Genomic DNA, 19094 nt, shown 5'->3' on the forward strand with positions numbered 1-19094 from the left:
GGACAACCACCCAGGTGGCCTGTTCGTCACCGTGGCGACGGCGACTGATGACCCGATGCTCGCCGACCCGGGCTCAGCCGTCGCCGGGGCGGACCAGCCCGCTCTCGTACGCGATGACCACGAGCTGGGCGCGGTCCCGGGCGTTCAGCTTGTGCAGAAGGCGACTCACGTAGGTGCGGGCGGTGTCCGGGCTGAGGTGCAGGGCCGCCCCGATCTCCACATTCGACCGACCGGTGCCGACCTGCGCGAGGACGTCGCGTTCCCGTCCGGTGAGCCCGTCCAGCCGCGCCGGGTCCCCAACGGAGGAGCGGGCCGCCGCGGTGATCACCCGCCGGGTCACCGCCGGTGACAGCAGCGCGTCCCCGCCGGCCACCACGCGGACGGCGTCCCGCAGGGCGTCGGGCGGGGTGTCCTTGAGCAGGAAGCCGGCGGCGCCGGCGCGGATGGCCTCGAAGAGGTACTCGTCGTCATCGAAGGTGGTCAGCATGACCACCCTGACATCGGCCAGCAGCGGGTCGGTGAGGATCCGGCGGGTCGCATCGAGTCCGTCGCCGCCGGGCATCCGGACGTCCATCAGGACGAGGTCGGGCCGCTGCTCACGCACGACGGCCACACCGGCCCGACCGTCGCCGGCCTCGCCGACCACGGTGATGTCCGAGGCGCGCTCCAGCAGCGCGCGGAGTCCGGTGCGCACCAGGTACTGGTCGTCGACGAGGACGACCCGTACCTTGCTCACGCGGGGATCCCGGCCAGCGGCAGGCGGACCGACACCCGGAAGCCGCCGCCATCGACGTCGGCGGCATCGACGGTGCCGCCGAGCAGGGCGACCCGCTCCGACATACCGCGCAGGCCCTGACCGCGCTCACCTGCTACGCCGCCGGCGGACGAGCCACGGCCGTCGTCGACGACCTCCAGCGACAGCCGGGCCGGCGTCGCCCGGATCGTCACCGCGACGCGGGTGGCCCGCGCGTGGCGCAGCACGTTGGTCAGTGCCTCCTGCACGATCCGGTAGACGGTGCTGCCCACCACCGTGGGCAGCGCGTCGACCGGGCCGGCGAGACGCAACTCGACCGGCAGCCCACCGCGGCGGACGCCGTCAACGAGCGTACGCAGCTGGGCGAAGCCGGGGGCCGGCTCGCGCGGCCCGGGCTCGCGGCGCAGCGTGCCCAGCGTCGCGCGCAGCTCGGCCATGGCGCTGCCGCTCACCGAGTGGATCGCGGCCAGGGCGGTCTCGGCCTGCCCGGGCTCGGCATCGGCGAGTGCCTCCCGCGCCACGGCCGACTGCAAGGTGATCACCGACATCGTGTGTCCGAGCGTGTCGTGCACCTCCCGGGCGATGCGCAGCCGCTCCGCCTCGACCTGCCGGGCGGCCTCCCGACGGCGCTCTTCGGCCGCCGCGGCGGCCTGCCGAACCAGGGCGGCCCGCAGCGAACGCCGGTTGCGAACGGCGTCACCGAGTGCGATGACAGCGAGCATCAGAGCCGCCCCGGAGCCGAGATCAGCCCCGATCACGACGGAGATGTCGTCCCCCTCGATCAGCCGGGTGGCCACCGAAACGGCCAGCAGACTCCCGCCGACGGCGGCGGCCGGGACCACCCGGCCCCGCTCTGCGGCCACGTAGAGGATGGCGGCGGCCGGGGCGGCCAGGCCGACCGGCGGCAGCTCCAGCGCGTAGTAGCCGAGGATTCCGGCGGCCGTCGCCAGCAGCGCGGGAACCGGCCAACGCCGGGCCACCAGCAGCAGTACGGCCAAACCGACCCCGAATCCGCCGGCGATCGCCGCGCGGGCGGCCGACGCGTCATCGGTCACCACCGCCGCCGTGATCAGGCCCAGGATCGCCACGGCGAGCAGCGCCTCGGTTCGGGTGGGTGACATGGCCTGCACGTCCGTGAGCCTAAGTGGACGCGGGCCCGGGCCGCTGCCGTCCGCAGGCAACACCTCCGCCCCGGCGCGTACGTCGAGAAGCGATGCCAGCTCGCGCGGCTACGCGGCAGACGGTCCCGAATTGCCGACCTAGCGTCGACAGCGACAACACAGACCGTGTCCTCGAGGGGCAGAACCAAGGAGAAGTGCCGCTGTGTCCCGTACCAAGCTGACGTGGCTCGTCCTCATCGTGCTCGTCTGGACGGCGATGATGTCCTTCGGTGGGGTCGCCGCCGAGACCGTGATGCTCTACCCAAATATCTTCGGCGACGCGCCCGCGTCGCTGGACCGGGCCCGTGAGTTCCTGGTCGCAGGCGGTCCGAGCGACTACTTCCCGCCGCTGGGCGCCACGGTCGTGCTGAGCTGCCTCGCCGGGATTGCGCTCACCTGGCGCAACCGCCGGCTGCGCTGGTACGTCGCCGGCGCCGCCGCGGCCTTCATCGCCTGCGAGTTCCTGTTCTCCGTGGTCTTCTTCTGGCCGCGCAACGAGATCATGTTCGTCGACCCGGTCGGCACGCACTCCCCGGAGTACCTACGTCAGGTCGCCGAGGAGTTCGTCGCCGGCCACTGGGTACGCCTCGCCGGCGGAGCGGTGACGTCCGCGCTGGCGTTCACCGCGCTGCTGCGCTTCGCCCGGGATACCGCACCGGTGCGGGCGATGTGATCGCCCGGCGTCCGTCAGTGGCAGTGCTGCTGGTGCTGTGCCCCGACCCGCCCGGCTCCCGGCCTGGTCCACTGCGGTACGGGTCGGCCGTCGCTGCGCCACCTCGTGTAGGTCGGTTCCTGCGGCCAGCCCTCCGGTGAGTCCTCCCAAACCTCCTGCCGGCCGTAGGCGGTCATGTCGAGCAGCTTGTGCGACGACATGATCGCTTCGACGCCCCGGCCGGTCGTCTCGTACGTCAGGAAGAACCGGTCGTCCCGGTGCAGGAGGCACGCGATCTCGCCGCCGCCGGCGTAGGCGGGGTCCTCGATGCCGTATGTGGAATACCACGGGTGCGTGTAGCCCATGAAGTCCCGAAAGGGGGCCACCTCCTCGTACGGCCCCTCGCAGAAGACCGCGAAGGAGATGCCGCGCTCTTCAAGGTAGGCCGCATTCTGGAAGTCCCAGATGGTGGCGGTGCAGCCTTCGCACTGATCCTCGAACGGCTTTCCGAGGTGCCACATGTGCCGGTAGACGACGAGTTGGTCTCGGCCGGCGAAGATGTCCTGCAGTGGGGTCGGGCCGTGTGCTCCGATGAGCGAGATCGGTGTTACCTCGGTCATCGGCAGGCGGTCGACTCTGCCTGCCTGCTCCTGGCTGGGTCAGCTGTCGTCGTGGAACAGGTGGTGCAGGTACCGCTGCGGGTTGGCCAGGAACGATCGGGTCAGCAGCACCGGCTGTGCGTCGTCATAGTCGACGTGACTGATGGTGCCGCTGGGTTCGATCTGCAGGATCCGGGCGTGCGGAACGGCCAGCAGGATGGGGGAGTGGGTGGCGACGATGAACTGGGATCCGGCCTGGGTGAGGTCGCGGATGCGGGTGAGCATCGCCAGGCAGCCGTGCACGGACAGGGCGGCTTCCGGTTCGTCGAGCAGGTACAGGCCTCGTGGCTTGAACCGGTGGGTGGCGACGTCGAGAAACGACTCTCCGTGGGATCGTTCGTGCAGGCTGGTGCCGCCGTACCCGTCGACGACGCCGAGTCGGTCGATCTCGCTGGCCACGTTGTAGAACGACTCGGCGCGAAGGAAGAACCCGGTGCGTGGCTTCCTGATGCCGCGGACCAGTTGCAGGCGCTCGCCAAGAGATGATTCGGTGGCGCGCGTGCTGAACCGGAAGTTGGTGGATCCGCCCTCGGGGTTGAACCCCGCCGCTACCGCGATCGCCTCGATGAGCGTCGACTTGCCCGTGCCGTTGTCTCCGGTCAGGAAGGTCACCGCCGGATCCAGGGTCAACCGGCCGCCCGCCCGCAGTCCGGCGACGACGGGCAGCGTGAACGGATAGACGGACATGTCTCCGTCGCCATCCATCAGTTCCACCCATCGCAGAAACCCGCCGCTGTCTCGACGCGAGACCGACGCCTCGTCCCCGGTTGTCATCACGTGACCCCTTACGCCGCTGGTCTGCCCGTCGCCTCGACGGTAGGTGCCCAGGCGGCGACATGTCCGAGAGTTCTGCTTCGACGTCGGCGATCCATCAGCCGACAACGGTTGACGGCACGCGGATCAAATGGAAACACTGTTACTTCCATGGAAACGCGACTGGAGTGCCGGAGGCTGGTGTGCCGACCGTGATCGTTGTGGGCGCCGGGCCGGGTGGCCTGGCCTGTGCCATCGCCGCCGCCGACGCGGGCGGCACCGTGCTGCTGCTGGAGAAGGCGTCGGACGTCGGGGGCGCCCTGCCGTACTCGGGCGGGCACCTGTCCGCCGGCGGCTTCTCGCTGCAGCGTGCGCGGGGCATCAGCGACGACCCCGAGCGGCACTTCGACGACATCTGGCGGATCAGCCGGGGCACCGCGCGGGCCGACCTGACCCGGCTGGCGCTGCGCGAACAGCCGGCGGTGCTGGAGTGGCTGCTCGCCGCCGGGCTCATCGTCGATCCGGGCACCCCCCGCATCGTGTACGGGCACGAGCCGTACCGCACGCCGCGGACCATCCACGCCACCACCGTCCCCGGCGGTCCGGCGATCCTGGCCGCGCTGCGCCCGATGCTCGACGCGCATCGGGCCGCCGGCCGCATCGATCTGCGCTGCGGGGTGCGCGTCACCGAACTGCTGACCGAGGGCGGCGCGGTGGTCGGGGTTGCCACGGCCGACGGCGCGCGGTGGCGGGCGCCCGCCGTGGTGCTCGCCACCGGCGGATTCGGGTACGCGCCGGAGCTGTTCGCCGAGCTGGAGGGTGCCCCGCTGACCACCTCGGCGGCGCCCACGTCGACCGGCGACGGTCTGCTCATGGGCCGGTCGGTCGGCGCCGGCCTGCAAGGCCTGGGCCGCTACATCCCCACCTTCGGCGGGCTGCCCCCGATCGACGGCGACCTTCGGGTCGACTGGGCGCACCGGCCCAACCTGGTGGCGCCGGAGCGGCCGCCCTGGGAGATCTACGTCGACCGGGCCGGGCGGCGTTGGATCGCCGAGGACGACCCCAGCATCGACCACAAGGAGCGGGTGCTGACCACGATCGACCGGATGACCTTCTGGACGGTCTTCGACGCGGCCGCCCTGCGCGAGTCGTACCCGATGGTGCACGGCTGGAGCGCGGCCGAGCTGCACGCCCGGTGCGGCCAACGCCGGGGCGTGCACCGGGCTCCCGGGTTGGCGGAGCTCGCCGGGCTGGCCGGCGTCGACCCGGCGGGACTCTCGGCCACGGTGGCCCGCTACAACGGTTTCGTCGCCGACGGCCGGGATGCCGACTTCGGCCGGGCGTACCTGCCGGCGCCGATCGTCGAGCCGCCGTTCTACGCGCTGGAGAACCATCCGGTCACCCTGATCACGTTCGCTGGCCTGGACGTGGACGAGATGCTGCGGGTCCGCCGCGCGGACGGTACGACGATCCCCGGCCTGTACGGCGTCGGTGAGGTGATCGGCTCCGCCGCCGTCAATGGCAACGCATTCTGCTCCGGCATGTGCCTGACACCGGCCATGGCCTTCGGCCGGCTGGTCGGGCGTCGCCTCGCGGGGACCGCGAGCTGAGCCGCTGTCGGCCTGGCTGTCCACAACGGACGGGCGGCCCGACCGGAGGCGGCGGTGAGCCCGAGGTGCACCGCGTTCAGTGCGCGAAGGCGAAGCCCTCCGCGCGCAGCTTGCCGGAGCTGATCGGCACGAACGGGGTCCTGATCTCGCCCCGGTAGGTCAGCGCGGGCCAGCCCCCGGCGGCGCAGAGCTCGTCGAGGACGGCCTGGTTGGTCTGCGGCACGACCGCGTCCGGTACCACGTTGAACACGCCCGTGAGGTCGTGGCTCACCACGAAGTCGAGCGCGGCGGCGGCGTCGCGATAGTCGATGCGATAGTGCAGGGCCTCGGCCGAGAACGGCACGCTGCCGCCGAGCATCTCGTGGGCCAGCTTCACCCGGGTCGGATAGTCGAGGTCGCGCGGATGCCCGTACACGTCGGGGATCCGCAGCGCGGCGCCGCGTGGGGCGGCCAGCACGGCGGCCTCGGCGGCGATGAAGTTGCGGGGTGAGGCGTCCGGGTCGTCGGTGACCGGGGTGGCCTCGTCGACCAGCGCGCCACGGCCGGCCCCGTAGACCGACACCGAGCTGGTGAAGACCACCCGGGGGTGCGCGGCGGCAGCGGTACGCGCGGACGCGGTGAGCGTGTCGGCGTACTCGGCGATGCGCTGGTCGGCGTTGAAGGCTCGGGCGATGCGCGGGCTCACGGTGAGCACGACCGCGTCGGCGCCCCGGGTGGCCTGTTCGACGGCCGCACGGTCGCTGCCACGGAGGACCGCCACCTCGGTGCAGACGGGCGTCAGCTCGGGCACCCGCTCGGCGGAGGTGGTGGTGCCGACCACGTGGTGGCCGGCCGAGATCCAGCGACGGGCCAGCTCCATGCCGACGTTGCCGCATCCGATGATCACGTAACGCACCTGGACCTCCTAAGGGAAACAGCGTTTCCCACTCTGCCCCATGCCCCGTCGCCCTGCCAAGGCCGAACCCGCCGACGACGCCGCAGTGCCCACCGAGTCGATCGGATCGGCCGGCGTCAAATTGGCTGTCGGGCTATTGACAGGAGGGCGGGCCGGCTGCCTTTATGAGACCTATCCAATTTTGGAAACCGCCGTTTCCATCAGCGAAACGACGGCCAGGGGTGCACCGTTCCCCACAGGAAGGAGAGCGGGACCGCAATGGGATTGCTCAGAACTACGGCTACAGCGGTTGGTGCGGTGGCGTTGGCCGCCGTCGCGACCGCGGTCTGCGTGTCCCCCGCGCAGGCGTACGGCCCCACCCCGGGCAACCTGGGCTGCCGGCTGTACTTCAACGACGCCGGTACCGGCAGCTCGCCGACGAACTGGGCCGACTCGTTCGGGCTCACCCAGACGCCGGCGACGCCGAGCCCGGGGCAGACCGTGACGGTGACGTTCACCGCGGCGACCGGTCCGAACAACGGCCCGGTGGTGATCAACCCCGGTGAGGTGCCGATCGTGGTGGAGGTGGCGCGGGGCGGCTCGCAGAGCGGCCCGGTCACCCTCAATCAGGCCAACTACCCCGCCAGTACGATCCCCGGCAACGCGCCGACCGGCCCGATCACCGCCACCGGCACGTACGTGGCCGGAGCGACGGGCGCCGCGACGCTGACCGTCAACCGGGTGATCCTCAACAACCCGACCGCCAAGACGTACTGCTCGGCGGCGGGCGACCGGGACCACAAGGCAGCGCCGGCCCCGACGCCCATCGTGGAGAGCTTCACCGTCTTCGGTGGCGCGGTCTCGGTCACCTCGGTGACCGGCCAGACCGTGACCGGGTCCGCTCGGGCCGGCAACGTCATCAACTACGCGGTGAGCGGTCTCGCGCCGTCCACCGCACTGACCGCGAACCTGCGCGCGGCCAACGGCACCGGAACGGGCGAAGGTACGGGAACGGGCACGACCGACGCCACCGGCGCCGGCACCGGCACGCTCACGGTGCCCAGCGGTGCCACCACGGGAGCACGTACCCTGGCGGTCTCGGACGGGACCAACACGGTCTCCGTTCCGATCACGATTCTCGGCTCGCCGGGCATCGCGATCACCCCCGGCGGTGGCGGCTCCGGCACCGTGGTGACGGTCACCGGCACCAACTGGAACCCGGGCAGCACGGTCACGATCCGCGGCTACCAGGCGCTCACCGGCGCCCCGCCGCCGCCCGCGACGAGCGACCCGGCGACGACGGCCACGGCCGGCGCCACCGGTGGGATCAACGCCACCTTCACCGTTTCGGACAGCACCACCGCGTACGTCGGCGCGCAGGCAGGCGCCCTGTTCGCGATCTCCGCCTGGACCGGGTCGGCTGACTCGTGCGTGGCCAAGACCGGCTCCGCCACGACCGGCAACTGCACCCTGTCGTACAACCTGTCGCAGACCGTGACCGCCGGGAACCTGTCGATGGCTCGCGCCGCCGGCAGCGGCAACATCGCGTTCTCCGGCGTCACCGTCGGTGGCAGCGTGCAGACGACGACGGGCAACCTGTCGACCGTCACGGTGACCGACTACCGGGGCAGCACCTTCGGGTGGAGCCTCGTCGGCACGGTCACCGACTTCACCGGCACCCCGGGCGGAACCATCGCCAAGAGCAACCTGTCCTGGACGCCGGCCTGCGTCGGCACCGCCGGCGCGACCAACGCGGTCACCGCCGTGGCCGGTACCCCGGGCACGGTCGACGCGGCGACGCTCTGCTCCGCGCCGACCAGCGCCACCGGTACGGGCGGCAGCTTCGACGCCTCGGCCGGGCTGTCCCTCTCCGTGCCGGCGAACCAACTCGCCGGTGCCTACGCCGCGACCCTCACGCTCACCCTGAGCTGAGGATTGCCCTGAGGTTGGGGCGGTCGGCCGAGCCGGCCGCCCCACACCGACCAGTCGAAGGGTGGAACCGCGTGCGTCACCCCCTCTGGCCACGTCGCCTCCGCACCGGTGCGGCGGCCTTTGCCGCCGCTGTCGCCGCTGTCGCGCTGACCATCGTCCCGGTCGGGCCGGCCGCTGCGGCGGACAACGGCGAGTGGGCCGTCGTGCCCACCCCACCGGCCAACGCCGGGCCCACCCCCCGGCTCTACTTCTTCCTCGAGTCACCCGCCGGCCGGACCCTCACCGACTCGGTGCGGGTGATCAACCGCACCGACACCGAGCGCACCTTCACCGTGTACGGCGCGGACGCCTACAACACCGCGCGCGACGGCGGGTTCGCGTTGCGCCAGTTCAACGAGAAGCAGTCGGACATCGGGGTGTGGACGGCGGTCGGCGCCGGCACGGTGGCGATCCCTCCCAAGGCGCAGGCCGACATCCCGTTCTCCATCACCATTCCGACGAACGCCAGCCCTGGCGACCATGTCGGCGGCGTCGTCGCGATGGAGGCCGTCCCGGGCGGACGGAGCGAGCGCGACGGCGTGGTCATCGCGGTGCAGCGGGCCGTCGGCGCTCGCATCTACCTGCGGGTCGCAGGGCCGGAGGTGCCCGGCCTCAACGTCGCCGACCTGGACCTGACGCACCCGACGCCGTGGCTGCCCACGCCGGTCGACGGTGCCCTGGAATACACCCTCGCCAACACCGGCAACCTGCACCTCGCCCCCACCCTCACGGTCACCGCCTCCGGCATGTTCGGGCATCAGATCCGTCAACGTGGCGCTACTCCTCAACTCGACCTGGTGCCGGGCACCGAGGCGCGGATGCGTGCCCAGTTCACCGGGCTCTGGCCGGTCGACGTCGTCACCGCCACCGTGACGGCGAAGGCCGACGGTGGCGTGCTGGCGGTGCGGAGCACCCGTACCGTGGTGGTCTCCTGGACCGGCCTCGCCGCAGTCGCCGCGCTGGTCGCCGCCGGGGTCATGGCCTGGCGCAGTCGCCGCCGCGCCCAGGTGGCCCGCCCCCGGGGCGTCCGGCCCGTCCGCGCGCCTGCGGAGGTCGGATGACGAGGATCGCGCGCACCCTGACCGCCGTCGCCTGCGCGCTGGCCTGCGGGCTGGCACTGCCCACCGGCCCGGCGTGGGCCGCCGAAGGACTCACCCTCGCCGCCCCGGCAGCGGCACCGGGCGACCGGCTCGGGGTGACCGGCACCGGCTGGCCCGGCGGCGCGCTGGTCCAGCTCGTCACCTGCGGGCAGCTTGCCATCGCCGGCTCGGCCTCCTGCGACACGCGGGCCGCGCTGGCCGTTCCGGTGCGCCCGGACGGCACCTTCGCGGTGCAGTACGTGGTCGGCACCCCGCCGGTGCCCTGCCCGTGCGTCGTACACGCCACGCTGGTCGGCGGCGCTGCGCGCGGCCAGGTCGACGCGCCGCTGGAACTCACCGGGCACGCCATGGGGGAAACCCCCACGGTCTCGGCCGCCCCGGTCCGGCTCGACCTGGTCGAGGCGAAGATCATCGGCCGGCCTGGCTGGCGGAGCCTGGTCGGCGCGGCGGCGACCCGGACCCTCGTCTACACCGTGCACAACCCCGGGCCGCAGCCACTGCCCAACCCGCCCCTCAACGTCCGGGTCGGCCGGGACGGCAGCGGCGACCGGGTCAGCACGCCCGGCACCGACGCCATCCGGCCGGGCGAGACGCGCACCTACCGGGTGCCCGTCACGACCCCGTTCGCCGCGTTCGGCCGGTACACCGTGCAGGCCGACCTGGGCGGGTTCGGCCCGGCCGAGGTGACGCTCCGGACGTACCCGTGGGGCCTGTTCGTGGTGCACCTGCTCGGCGGGGTGCTGATCGTCGTGGGCGTCGCCCGCCGCATCAAGAACCATCGCGACCGCCCGCCGCTGCCCGCGATGGCCGCCGCCCCGGCCGGCACGCTGCTGCCGTCCGTCGTGCGGGTCGGGTCGCTCGGGGCGTATCTCGTCTTCGACGACGCGCCCGGTGTCGGTCAGCTGCGTCGGCGGGCTGGTGCCCACCTGAGCGTCGCCGCGCTGCGGGACCTGCTCGGCGACGCCGGACTGCCGAACGGATCCGGCGCCGATCCGGCCGCCGGCGCCGCGATCGTCGACCTCGCCGCCCTCGACGCGGTGCTCGCCGCCCGCGCGGGCGCGGACACGCAGGCCGGAGCACGCGGCGGCAACCAGCCCGCTGCCGCCGTGATCGATCTGGCCGCGCTCGACACCTACCTCGGGAGCCCTCGATGAGCCGCGATCCTGGCAGCCACGCCGCCGGCGGGGACCGGACTTTGACGGTACGGGCGGCCGTCGCCGCCGTCGCCGCGTTGCTCGCCTTCGTCAGCTGCGGCGCGGTGCTGCCCGGCGCGGGCGGCGCGGACGGCACCGGCGTCGGGCCCGGCGTCACCGACGACGCGGTCACCGTCGTCTTCGTCGGCACCGACCTCACCAGGACGGCGAGCCTGACCGGGTTCAACACCGCCTCGGCCGGCGACCCGGCGCGTCAGATGCGGGCGCTGGAGAGCTACGTCAACGCCAACGGCGGCATCGCCGGCCGGCGGATGCGGGCGGTCTTCCGCAACTTCGAGGCGAGCGACGACTCACCGGCGGCCGAGGAGAAGCTCTGCAACCAGATCACCCAGGACGACCGGGCGTTCGCGGTCGTACTCACCGGTCAGTTGCAGGCCAACGCCCGCCCCTGCTACGCCCAGCGGCGCACCCTGGTGCTGGACGCCACCCTGATCACCATCGACCAGGCGACGAACGAGCGGCTCGCGCCGTACCTGTTCGCCCCGGCCTACCCCCTGTACGACGACTTCGTGCGCGCATACCTGCCGGCGCTGGCCGCGCAGGGCTTCTTCGACGGGGCGCGGCAGGCGGGCATCGTCGCGGTGGACGCACCGGCCAACCGGGCGATGTACGAGCAGCACGTGGTGCCCTACCTGAAGCAGCGGGGAATCACCCCGACCTCGGCCTGGATCGACACCACCGACCTGGGCACCCTCAACACGGGGCTCAACCAGGCTGCCGTCGACCTGCGGGCCAAGCGCGTCGAGCGGGTCTTCTTCCTCGGCGGGACCCGGTTGGCCTCCTTCTTCCTCACCTCGGCCGCCGCGCAGGACTTCACAGCCCGGTACGGCATCTCCAGCTACGACAATCCCAGCTTCCTGATCGGCAACCCGGACATCATTCCGCGTGAGGCGCTGATCGGGGCGGTGGGCATCGGCTTCAACCCCAGCCAGGACGTCGCCGACCGGGAGTACGCCTTCCCCGCCACCGACGCCGAACGCACCTGCCTGGGCATCTTCGCTGCGGGGGGCGAATCGTTCGGCACCCGCGAGAACGCCCGCGTGGCCTTCCCGTACTGCGACGCGGCCCTGCTGCTGCAGGCCGGCGCGAAGGACCTCGGCGGGGATCTCAACGCGCACCGGTGGCTGGCTGCCGTGGGCAGGCTCGACACGAGTTTCCAGCCGGCGACCGGATTCTCCGGGCGACTCGGCCCGGCCCGGTTCGCCGCCTCGAACGGCTACCGGGCGTTCGGCTACGACAGCGGCTGCGCCTGCTTCACCTACCGCGGGGAGGACGTGTCCTTTGCGACCCGATGACAACACCCGCCGGAGCATCCTGCCGGGCATCGCCCGCGACGGTGCGGGGCCATGGCGTTCCCGGAGCGCGGGCTGGGCCGCGGGTACGGCCGGCGGCCTGCTGACCGGGGTGCCCCTGCTCGGCGCCGCGGGACTTGCCCGGGGTCTCGGTGTCGACCTGACCAGCGTGCTGGCCGCGGTGATCGCCGCCGCGGTGGTCGGCGCGGCCGCGACCGTCGCGGTCGTGCAGCGGGTACCGCACCGCCATCCGGTACGGGCCGCGCTGCTCGCCGGTGCCGGGTTGGGTGCCGCGCTGCTGCTGGTGGTCGACGTCGCCGCCCCGGTGCCGGGGCTGGTCGCGCTCACCGCGCTGGGGCTGCCCTGGGCCGTCCTGGTGGTGGCCGGCCGCGCGGTCGCCGCCGGGACGGCGACCCTGCGGTACTGGCACGTGGGGCTGCTGAACGGGCTCGGCCTGGCCGCGTTGCTCGCCAGCGGAACCGGCGGTGGCGCCGGTTACCACTGGGCGGCGGCGGGCGTCCTCGCGGCGCTCGGCGCGCTGGCCGGAGTGACCGCCGCGGAACTGCCGGGCGATGCCGGCTGGCCACCGGCGCTGCGCATCCTGTTCGACAACGCCACCCGTCCACCCACCGCGCGTGTCACCGTGCTGGCCCAGTCCGGCCTCGGCCTGGTCGTGCCCGGCGCACTGATCTTCGCCGTCGACGTGCTGCGCGCCGAGTTCGGCCTCGGTCCGCGCGGCGCCGTCGGTGTGGTTGGCGACGCGCTGCTCGCCGGGGCCGCGCTCGCGGTGCTGCTGCGGGGCGAGCGGGCGAGACGCCTGGCCGTCGCCGCAGCCCCGGCCGGGCTGCTCGTCGCCGCCGGTGCGGTGCTCGTCGGGACCGCACCGGCCGCGATCGGCGTCGTGCTGTTCGCATCGGGCCTGGCCGTGGCCGCCGGTGCGCTGGTCGCGCTCGCCATCTCGGGCGAGCGCGTCGCCACCGAGGTGCTCCACCCGGACGCCCGCCCCGCGTTCGCGGCGGCGGCGTCGGTGCTGTCCCTGGCCGGTGGCCTGGGCGGCGCCGGCCTGCTCGCCCTGCTCGGTACCCGCTACGGTGCCGGTCCGGCGTTGGCGGTGGCCGCGGCGGCGGTGCTGGTCGGCGCCGGCTACGCCCGGCGGCTCCAGCGCACCGCCGCGGCCGACGCCGAGCGGCTGGCCCGGGTGCTCGCCGACGAGGCGGAGGTCGCCCGGCTACGGCACAGCGGCGCGCGCCCGGCCGCCCTCTCCTGCTCCGGGATCGACGCCGCGTACGGTCCGGTCCGGGTCCTCTACGACGCGGCCGTACGCGTCGACGACGGCGAGATGGTGGCGATCTGCGGCCCGAACGGGGTCGGCAAGACCACTCTGCTGCGGGTGCTCTCCGGGCTGCACCGCCCCGCCGCCGGGGTGGTCCGGCTCGGCGGGGTCGACGTGACCGCGCTGACCGCGCCCCGCCGGATCGAGCTCGGGCTCTCCACAGTGGTCGGCCAGGCGGTGTTCGGCTCGCTCACCGTCACCGAGAACCTGCGCATGCACGGCTACGCGCTGGGTCGGCGCAGCGACGCCGTGCACCGGGGGGTCGATGCGGCGTTCGCCGTCTTCCCCCGCCTCTACGAGCGGCGGGACCAGGTCGCCGCCACCCTGTCGGGCGGTGAGCGGCAGCTGCTCGTGCTCGCCAAGACGCTGATCCAGCGCCCCCGGATGCTGCTGGTCGACGAGCTGTCGCTCGGCCTGGCCCCGGTCGTCGTCGGCGGCCTGCTGGAGATGCTGCGCCGGCTCAACGCGCGGGGCACCTCGCTGCTGGTGGTGGAGCAGTCGGTCAATGTGGCGCTGTCGCTGGCCGACCGGATCTATTTCATGGAAAAGGGTGCGATGGTCGCCGAGCACACCGCGAGCGAGCTGGCCGGCCAGCCGGACCTGGTCCGGGCCCTGATGCTCGGCGGCCACGCGCCGGCCGAGGGTGCCGAGCCCGCGCCCCGGGCACCGGACACCGAGCCCGCCCTTCAGGCACCGGACACCGAGCTTGCGCCCCAGACTGCCCCGGCGGACGGGGCGGTGCTCCGGTGATCGGCGGTTTCGACTTCGGCCCGGACCGCATCGTGCTGGGTCTGTTCACCGGCCTCACGTACGGGCTGCTGGCGGTCGGGCTGGTGCTGGTCTACCGGTCCAGCCGGTTCGTCAACTTCGCACACGGCGCGGTCGGGGTGTTCGGCGCCGCCGTGGTCGGCCGGCTGGTCGGTGACGGTGTGCTGTCGTACTGGCTCGCCCTGCCGGTCGGGATGCTCACCGCCGCCGCGGTCTCCGGCGCGATCGAGCTGAGCGTGGTCCGCCGGCTGCGGCACCGGCCCCGGGTGATCGGCATGATCGCCACCCTCGGGCTGTCCCAGTTCGTGCTCGTGCTCGCCCTGCTGGTGAACAGCTCGGGGGCCAGCGGCCCGGCATTCCCGGCGCCGCCCGGCATGCCGTCGTTCACCGTCGGCAACACCCCGGTCGGCCCGGCGTTCACCGCGATGCTGCTGCTCACTCCGGTGCTGCTGGTCGGGCTCGCCATGTTTCTCAAGCGCAGCCGGTTCGGGCTGGCGATCCGGGCCGCCGCCGACGCCCCCGACGCGGCCACCCTCAACGGCGTCACCGCGGCCCGGATGGCGACCCTGGCCTGGTCGATCGCCGGTGCCGTCGCCGCCTTCTCGGCGATCCTCGTGGCACCGACCCAGGGCACCCAGTCGATCGAGTCGCTCGGCCCGGCCCTGCTGGTGCGGGGCCTCGCCGGCGCGGTGATCGCCCGGTTCTCCTCCGTACCGATCGCGTTCGCAGCCTCGTTGGGCATCGGGGTGGGGGAGCAGATCCTGCTCTCCGGTCAATCCAGCGGCGGCCTCGTCGAGCTGGCCCTGGTCGGGGTCATCCTGGTCGCGCTGCTCGCCCAGCCGGTCCGCGCGCGCCGCGACGGCGAGGACGGTGGCTGGGGCCGGATCGGCGCACCGCCGTTGCCTGCCGCGTACCAACAGGTCTGGCTGCTGCGCAACCTGGGCCGGGTCGTCGCCGGGGTGGGCTTCGCCCTCGCCGCCGTGCTGGCCTTCGTGATCAGCAACGAGAGCGCCTCGGTGCTCATCGCGATCATCGGCTTCACCCTGGTCGGCCTGTCGATCGGGCTGGTCACCGGCGTGGCCGGCGAGTTGTCCCTGGGCCAGTTCGCGTTCGCCGGCATCGGCGCCGCGGTGTCGGTGCAGGTCTCCGTGCGGACCGGCAACCTCTTCCTGGGGATCCTCGCCGGCTGCGCGGCGGCGGCGCTGGCCGCAGTCGCGGTCGGGGTGCCAGCGCTGCGCCTGCGCGGGCTCGCCCTCGCCGTCACCACGCTCGCCTTCGCGCTGGCCACCAGCGCGTTCCTGCTGCGGCAGGGGTGGCTGCTCGGCGACGGTGCCCAGGTGCCCAAGCCGCGCATCGGAGGCCACACCTTCGAACTGGCCACCGACTACTACCTGTTCGCGCTGGTGGTGCTGCTGCTCGGCCTGTGGGTCACCGCGAACCTGCGTACCGGTGCCTTCGGGCGGATCCTGGTGGCGCTGCGCGACAACGCGGACGCCGCCCGGGCTTTCACCGTCGCGGTGCCGGTGCGGGTCCTACAGGCGTACGCGGTCGCGGGTGCGCTGGCCGGTCTCGGCGGCGCGGTGATCGGCCACGGGCAGACCCAGCTCACCGTGAACACGTTCCCGGCCTCGGCCAGCATCGACGTCGTCGCCATCGTGGTGGTCGGCGGGATCACGCTGCTGGGCGGCCCGCTGCTCGGGGCGTTCCTGATCGTCGGCGTGCCCGGCTTCCTGGAGTTGGACATCATCGGCCAGGCCGCGCTGACCCTGGTCTGGCTGGTCGTGGTGATCGCCTTGCCGGCCGGGCTCGGGGGGCCGGTGCTGTGGTTGCGTGACCGGTTCGCCGCGCTGATCGTCCGCGGCGCACCGGCGTCGTCCGCCGCCGATCAGGTGGCCGAGCCCGTGGCCGGGCCGGCACCGGCCGCCGCCGGATCCGGTGGCGCGATCACACTGCCGCCGCGCACCGTCCCGCTGCGAGCGGCGGTGACCGGCGAGCCGCTGCTCTCGGTGCGCGGGGTGGCCCGCTCCTACGGCGGCGTGCGGGCCGTTGCCGGGGCCAGCCTCGACGTCACCGCCGGCGAGGTGGTCGGCATCATCGGCCCGAACGGGGCCGGCAAGACCACGCTGTTCGAGATCATCGCCGGCTTCACCCGCCCGGACCGGGGCGCGGTCCTGTTCGCCGGCCGCCCGGTCACCGGGCTGTCGCCGCAGCGGCGGGCCGGCCTCGGGCTGGTGCGCTCGTTCCAGGACGCCCGGCTCTTCGCCACCATGACGGTGCTGGAGACCGTCATGGTGGCCGGCGAACGCACCGCGCCGACGAGCCTCTTCGCCGCGGCGCTCGGTGCAGGCGGCCCGGACCGGGCCAAGCGCCGCCGGGCCGAGGAACTCGTCACGCTGATGGGTCTGGCCCCGCTCGCCGATCGGTTGGGCGGGGAGCTGTCCACCGGTACCCGCCGGATCGTCGAGATCACCTGCCTGCTGGCGCTGGAACCGGCGCTGCTGCTGCTCGACGAACCCTCGTCGGGGGTGTCCCAGACCGGCGGCGTCGCGCTGGGCGAGGTGCTGCGCCGGATCCACGACGAGCTCGGGGTCACCATGGTCATCATCGAGCACGACCTGCCGCTGCTCGCCCGGCTCGCCGACCGGCTGGTCGCGATGGACGGCGGCCGGGTCATCGCCGACGGCACCCCGCAGGAGGTGCGCACCCACCCCGACGTGGTCCGCTCCTACCTCGGTACCGACCACGCCGCCGTCAACCGCTCCGGCGCGCCCGCCCAGCGCGCGACGGTGCCGTCGTGAGCCCTACCCCCGTGGCCCCACCCCTTGCCCGTGCCGGCCTGCGCCGAACCTGTCAGGAGATCGCCGTGCGAACCTTCCGCCGCCGGGCGCTCACGCTCGCCGCCCTGCTCGCCACCAGCAGCGGCCTCGCCGTCGTGGGGGCACCCCCGGCCGCGTTCGCCGCGCCGACCCTCACCGTCACCGTGACCACCGGGCTGTCGGACAAGCAGCAGGTCGTCGTCAACGGTTCGGGCTTCACCCCGAACCTGAAGCAGATCGCCGTCGGTCAGTGTGTCGCAGGCTTCAAGGGACCGACCGACTGCAACCTCGCCGGCGGCGCCGCGTTCGTCAACGCCGACGGCAGCGGGAAGCTGCCCACGGTCACCCTGAAGCTGGCCCAGAAGTTCGGCGCGTTCGACTGCACCAAGCGGGAGTGCGTGGTCGCGGCGCAGATCCTGCCCACGAGCGGCAACGCCGACCAGGTCGAGGCCAACAAGGTCTCGGTGGCGTTGACGTTCGGCAAGAAGCCGGCGCAGAAGCCCCCACCGGCGACCCCATCCGTCACTCCACCCACGTCCGCGGCACCGCCGGCCACGCCGGACGCCACCACGTCACCCTCGACCGGGCCGGCGGGCGCCGCCGGTACGTCGACCCCGTCGCTGGTAAACGCCAACCCGGTGAGCGCCGGCCCGGACCGGTACGCGGTCACCGTGCTGGTCGGCTCCGGCCTGCTGTTGCTCTGCATCGGCCTGCTCGTGCTGATGCCCTACCGGAACCGGAGGTCCCAATGACCCGACGTCATTATCCCGTCCGGGCGGCAGCGCTCGCGCTCGTCCTGGCGCCGCTGCTGCTACTCGCGATCCCGGCGGCGGTCCCCGCCCGGGCGATGCTGCCGGCCGGGGCGGTCGGCCCCGCGGCCGGAACGCTGGGCTGCCGGCTCTACTTCAACGACGCCGGCACCGGCAGCTCACCGACGGTCTGGCAGGACACGTTCACCCTGACCCAGTCACCGGCCGCGCCGAAGGTCGGCGACACGGTGACCGTCACGCTCACGGCGAAGACCGGCCCCGACAACGGGCCGGTGGGGCTGACCGCCGGGGACGTTCCGGTGAACGTCGTGCTGGCCCTGGGCGGCTCCCTCTCCGGCAGCGCGACGCTGCGGATGTCCTCGTACCCGGCGGGGGCCGTCGCCCCGGCGACGCCGCTCGGCCCGATCACAGCGACCGGCACCTACTTCGCCGCCGCCGCCGGAGCGGCGACGCTCACCGTCGGGCGGGTCACGTTCACCAACGCCTCGGCGACGACGCACTGCTCGGCGGCCGGCGACCGCGACCACAAGGCGGCACCGGCGCCGACCTCCATCGTGGAGAGCTTCACCGTCGGCGGTACCGGCACCGCGACCCCACCGCCGAGCCCGTCCGCCTCCGCGACGCCGTCACCGTCCGCGTCGCCGTCGCTGCTGCCGCCCACGACGAACGCCCCGACGCCCACGACGAACGCCCCGGCGCCGACGGCAACCGAGGAGGTCGACACACCGGCTCAGCCGTTCGGCCCGAAGAGCGTGAAGCTGAACTGCAAGACGCTGAGCAGCCTCTCGGCGTGGACCGCCACGCACACGCTGACCATGTCGCCCAGCAACCCCGGGCGGGGTGCCAAGGTGACGGTGAGCCTGAAGTTCTCGGCGGGGCCGAAGAGCGGACCGGTGGCGGTCGGCGCCGGTGATCTGGTGCCCAAGGCGACCGTCAAGGTCGGCGGGGTGGGCAGCGGCACGGTGAACCTGCGGAGCTCGGCGTACGGCGCGATCGGCGCCTACGCCGTGCTGCCCGGCGCGACGCTGACCGGGACCTATACCGCCTCGCAGGCGGGGCTGGTCACGCTGACGGTCACCAACTTCGTCTTCGACCACGCGCAGGTCGACACCGAGTGCAACGCGGGCGCCGACCCGGTGACCGGCCCGGCGGCGACGTCGATCGTTGCCAAGTTCACGGTGAAGTCGCGGGCCGCGACCGGCGACGAGGGCGATGGCGGTGGCGGTGGCAATGGCGATGGGTCGCTGCCGACCACGGGCGAGGGGGGCGTGACGGCGCTGCTGCTGCTCTGGTCCAGCGCCGTGCTCCTGCTCGGTGTCGGCCTGGTCGTGGTGCTGCCGAGGCGTCGCGGAATCCTGCGGAGCTGAG

The 19094-nt window shown here is 73.3% G+C and carries 15 protein-coding genes; 10 read left to right on the forward strand and 5 right to left on the reverse strand.

Translation table 11 applies throughout. The annotated features are described in order from the left end of the window. Positions 1-73: 73 nt before the first annotated feature. Complete coding sequence (locus ABZS37_RS01655) at positions 74-736, reverse strand: response regulator transcription factor (protein ID WP_355164863.1); 663 nt, start codon at positions 734-736, stop codon at positions 74-76. Further along, a complete protein-coding gene (locus ABZS37_RS01660; protein WP_355164864.1) occupies positions 733-1875 on the reverse strand; it encodes a sensor histidine kinase in 1143 nt (380 codons plus the stop codon). Before ABZS37_RS01660 ends, ABZS37_RS01655 begins: the two co-directional genes overlap by 4 nt. A 202-nt stretch (positions 1876-2077) precedes the next feature. Between ABZS37_RS01660 and ABZS37_RS01665 the strand changes: the two genes are divergently transcribed. Beyond that, entirely contained in the window at positions 2078-2587 is a 510-nt protein-coding gene (locus ABZS37_RS01665) for a DUF1772 domain-containing protein (protein ID WP_355164865.1), read from the forward strand. A 14-nt stretch (positions 2588-2601) separates the two neighbouring features. Here ABZS37_RS01665 and ABZS37_RS01670 read toward each other — a convergent pair whose 3' ends face one another. Continuing rightward, a complete protein-coding gene (locus ABZS37_RS01670) occupies positions 2602-3186 on the reverse strand; it encodes a DUF899 family protein (protein ID WP_355164866.1) in 585 nt (194 codons plus the stop codon). 39 nt (positions 3187-3225) lie between these two features. After that, entirely contained in the window at positions 3226-3930 is a 705-nt protein-coding gene (locus tag ABZS37_RS01675) for an AAA family ATPase (RefSeq protein WP_355164867.1), read from the reverse strand. A gap of 260 nt (positions 3931-4190) precedes the next feature. Between ABZS37_RS01675 and ABZS37_RS01680 the strand changes: the two genes are divergently transcribed. Next, positions 4191-5588 carry an FAD-dependent oxidoreductase gene (locus tag ABZS37_RS01680; RefSeq protein WP_355164868.1) on the forward strand — a complete coding sequence of 466 codons (1398 nt, stop codon included), beginning with the start codon at positions 4191-4193 and terminating at the stop codon, positions 5586-5588. 76 nt (positions 5589-5664) lie between these two features. Here the strand turns inward: ABZS37_RS01680 and ABZS37_RS01685 are convergent, their stop codons facing one another. Next, positions 5665-6483, reverse strand: a complete 819-nt coding sequence (locus ABZS37_RS01685; RefSeq protein WP_355164869.1) for an NAD(P)-binding domain-containing protein — start codon at positions 6481-6483, stop codon at positions 5665-5667. A gap of 297 nt (positions 6484-6780) precedes the next feature. Between ABZS37_RS01685 and ABZS37_RS01690 the strand changes: the two genes are divergently transcribed. The 8 genes from ABZS37_RS01690 (at position 6781) to ABZS37_RS01725 (ending at position 19093) form a co-directional block, all read left to right on the forward strand. Then, positions 6781-8394 (forward strand): hypothetical protein, encoded by a 1614-nt coding sequence (locus tag ABZS37_RS01690; RefSeq protein ID WP_355164870.1) that lies wholly within the window; start codon positions 6781-6783, stop codon positions 8392-8394. Between the two features lie 71 nt (positions 8395-8465). Further along, positions 8466-9494: a DUF916 domain-containing protein gene (locus ABZS37_RS01695; RefSeq protein ID WP_355164871.1), complete on the forward strand. Its 1029-nt coding sequence runs from the start codon at positions 8466-8468 to the stop codon at positions 9492-9494. After that, positions 9491-10687 carry a hypothetical protein gene (locus tag ABZS37_RS01700; RefSeq protein WP_355164872.1) on the forward strand — a complete coding sequence of 399 codons (1197 nt, stop codon included), beginning with the start codon at positions 9491-9493 and terminating at the stop codon, positions 10685-10687. The genes ABZS37_RS01695 and ABZS37_RS01700 overlap by 4 nt, the downstream gene beginning before the upstream one ends. Then, entirely contained in the window at positions 10684-12042 is a 1359-nt protein-coding gene (locus tag ABZS37_RS01705) for a hypothetical protein (RefSeq protein WP_355164873.1), read from the forward strand. Before ABZS37_RS01700 ends, ABZS37_RS01705 begins: the two co-directional genes overlap by 4 nt. Then, positions 12029-14122, forward strand: a complete 2094-nt coding sequence (locus ABZS37_RS01710; RefSeq protein ID WP_355164874.1) for an ABC transporter ATP-binding protein — start codon at positions 12029-12031, stop codon at positions 14120-14122. The genes ABZS37_RS01705 and ABZS37_RS01710 overlap by 14 nt, the downstream gene beginning before the upstream one ends. Beyond that, entirely contained in the window at positions 14119-16938 is a 2820-nt protein-coding gene (locus tag ABZS37_RS01715) for an ATP-binding cassette domain-containing protein (RefSeq protein WP_355164875.1), read from the forward strand. Before ABZS37_RS01710 ends, ABZS37_RS01715 begins: the two co-directional genes overlap by 4 nt. Continuing rightward, the gene (locus ABZS37_RS01720) at positions 16935-17708 is read left to right on the forward strand and encodes a neocarzinostatin apoprotein domain-containing protein (protein WP_355164876.1); all 774 of its coding nucleotides are present in this window, start codon (positions 16935-16937) and stop codon (positions 17706-17708) included. Before ABZS37_RS01715 ends, ABZS37_RS01720 begins: the two co-directional genes overlap by 4 nt. After that, positions 17705-19093 carry a hypothetical protein gene (locus ABZS37_RS01725; RefSeq protein WP_355164877.1) on the forward strand — a complete coding sequence of 463 codons (1389 nt, stop codon included), beginning with the start codon at positions 17705-17707 and terminating at the stop codon, positions 19091-19093. The genes ABZS37_RS01720 and ABZS37_RS01725 overlap by 4 nt, the downstream gene beginning before the upstream one ends. Position 19094: the final 1 nt, after the last annotated feature.

Source organism: Micromonospora sp. NPDC005413 (assembly GCF_040606435.1).
In the GTDB taxonomy this organism is placed as follows: Bacteria; Actinomycetota; Actinomycetes; order Mycobacteriales; family Micromonosporaceae; genus Micromonospora.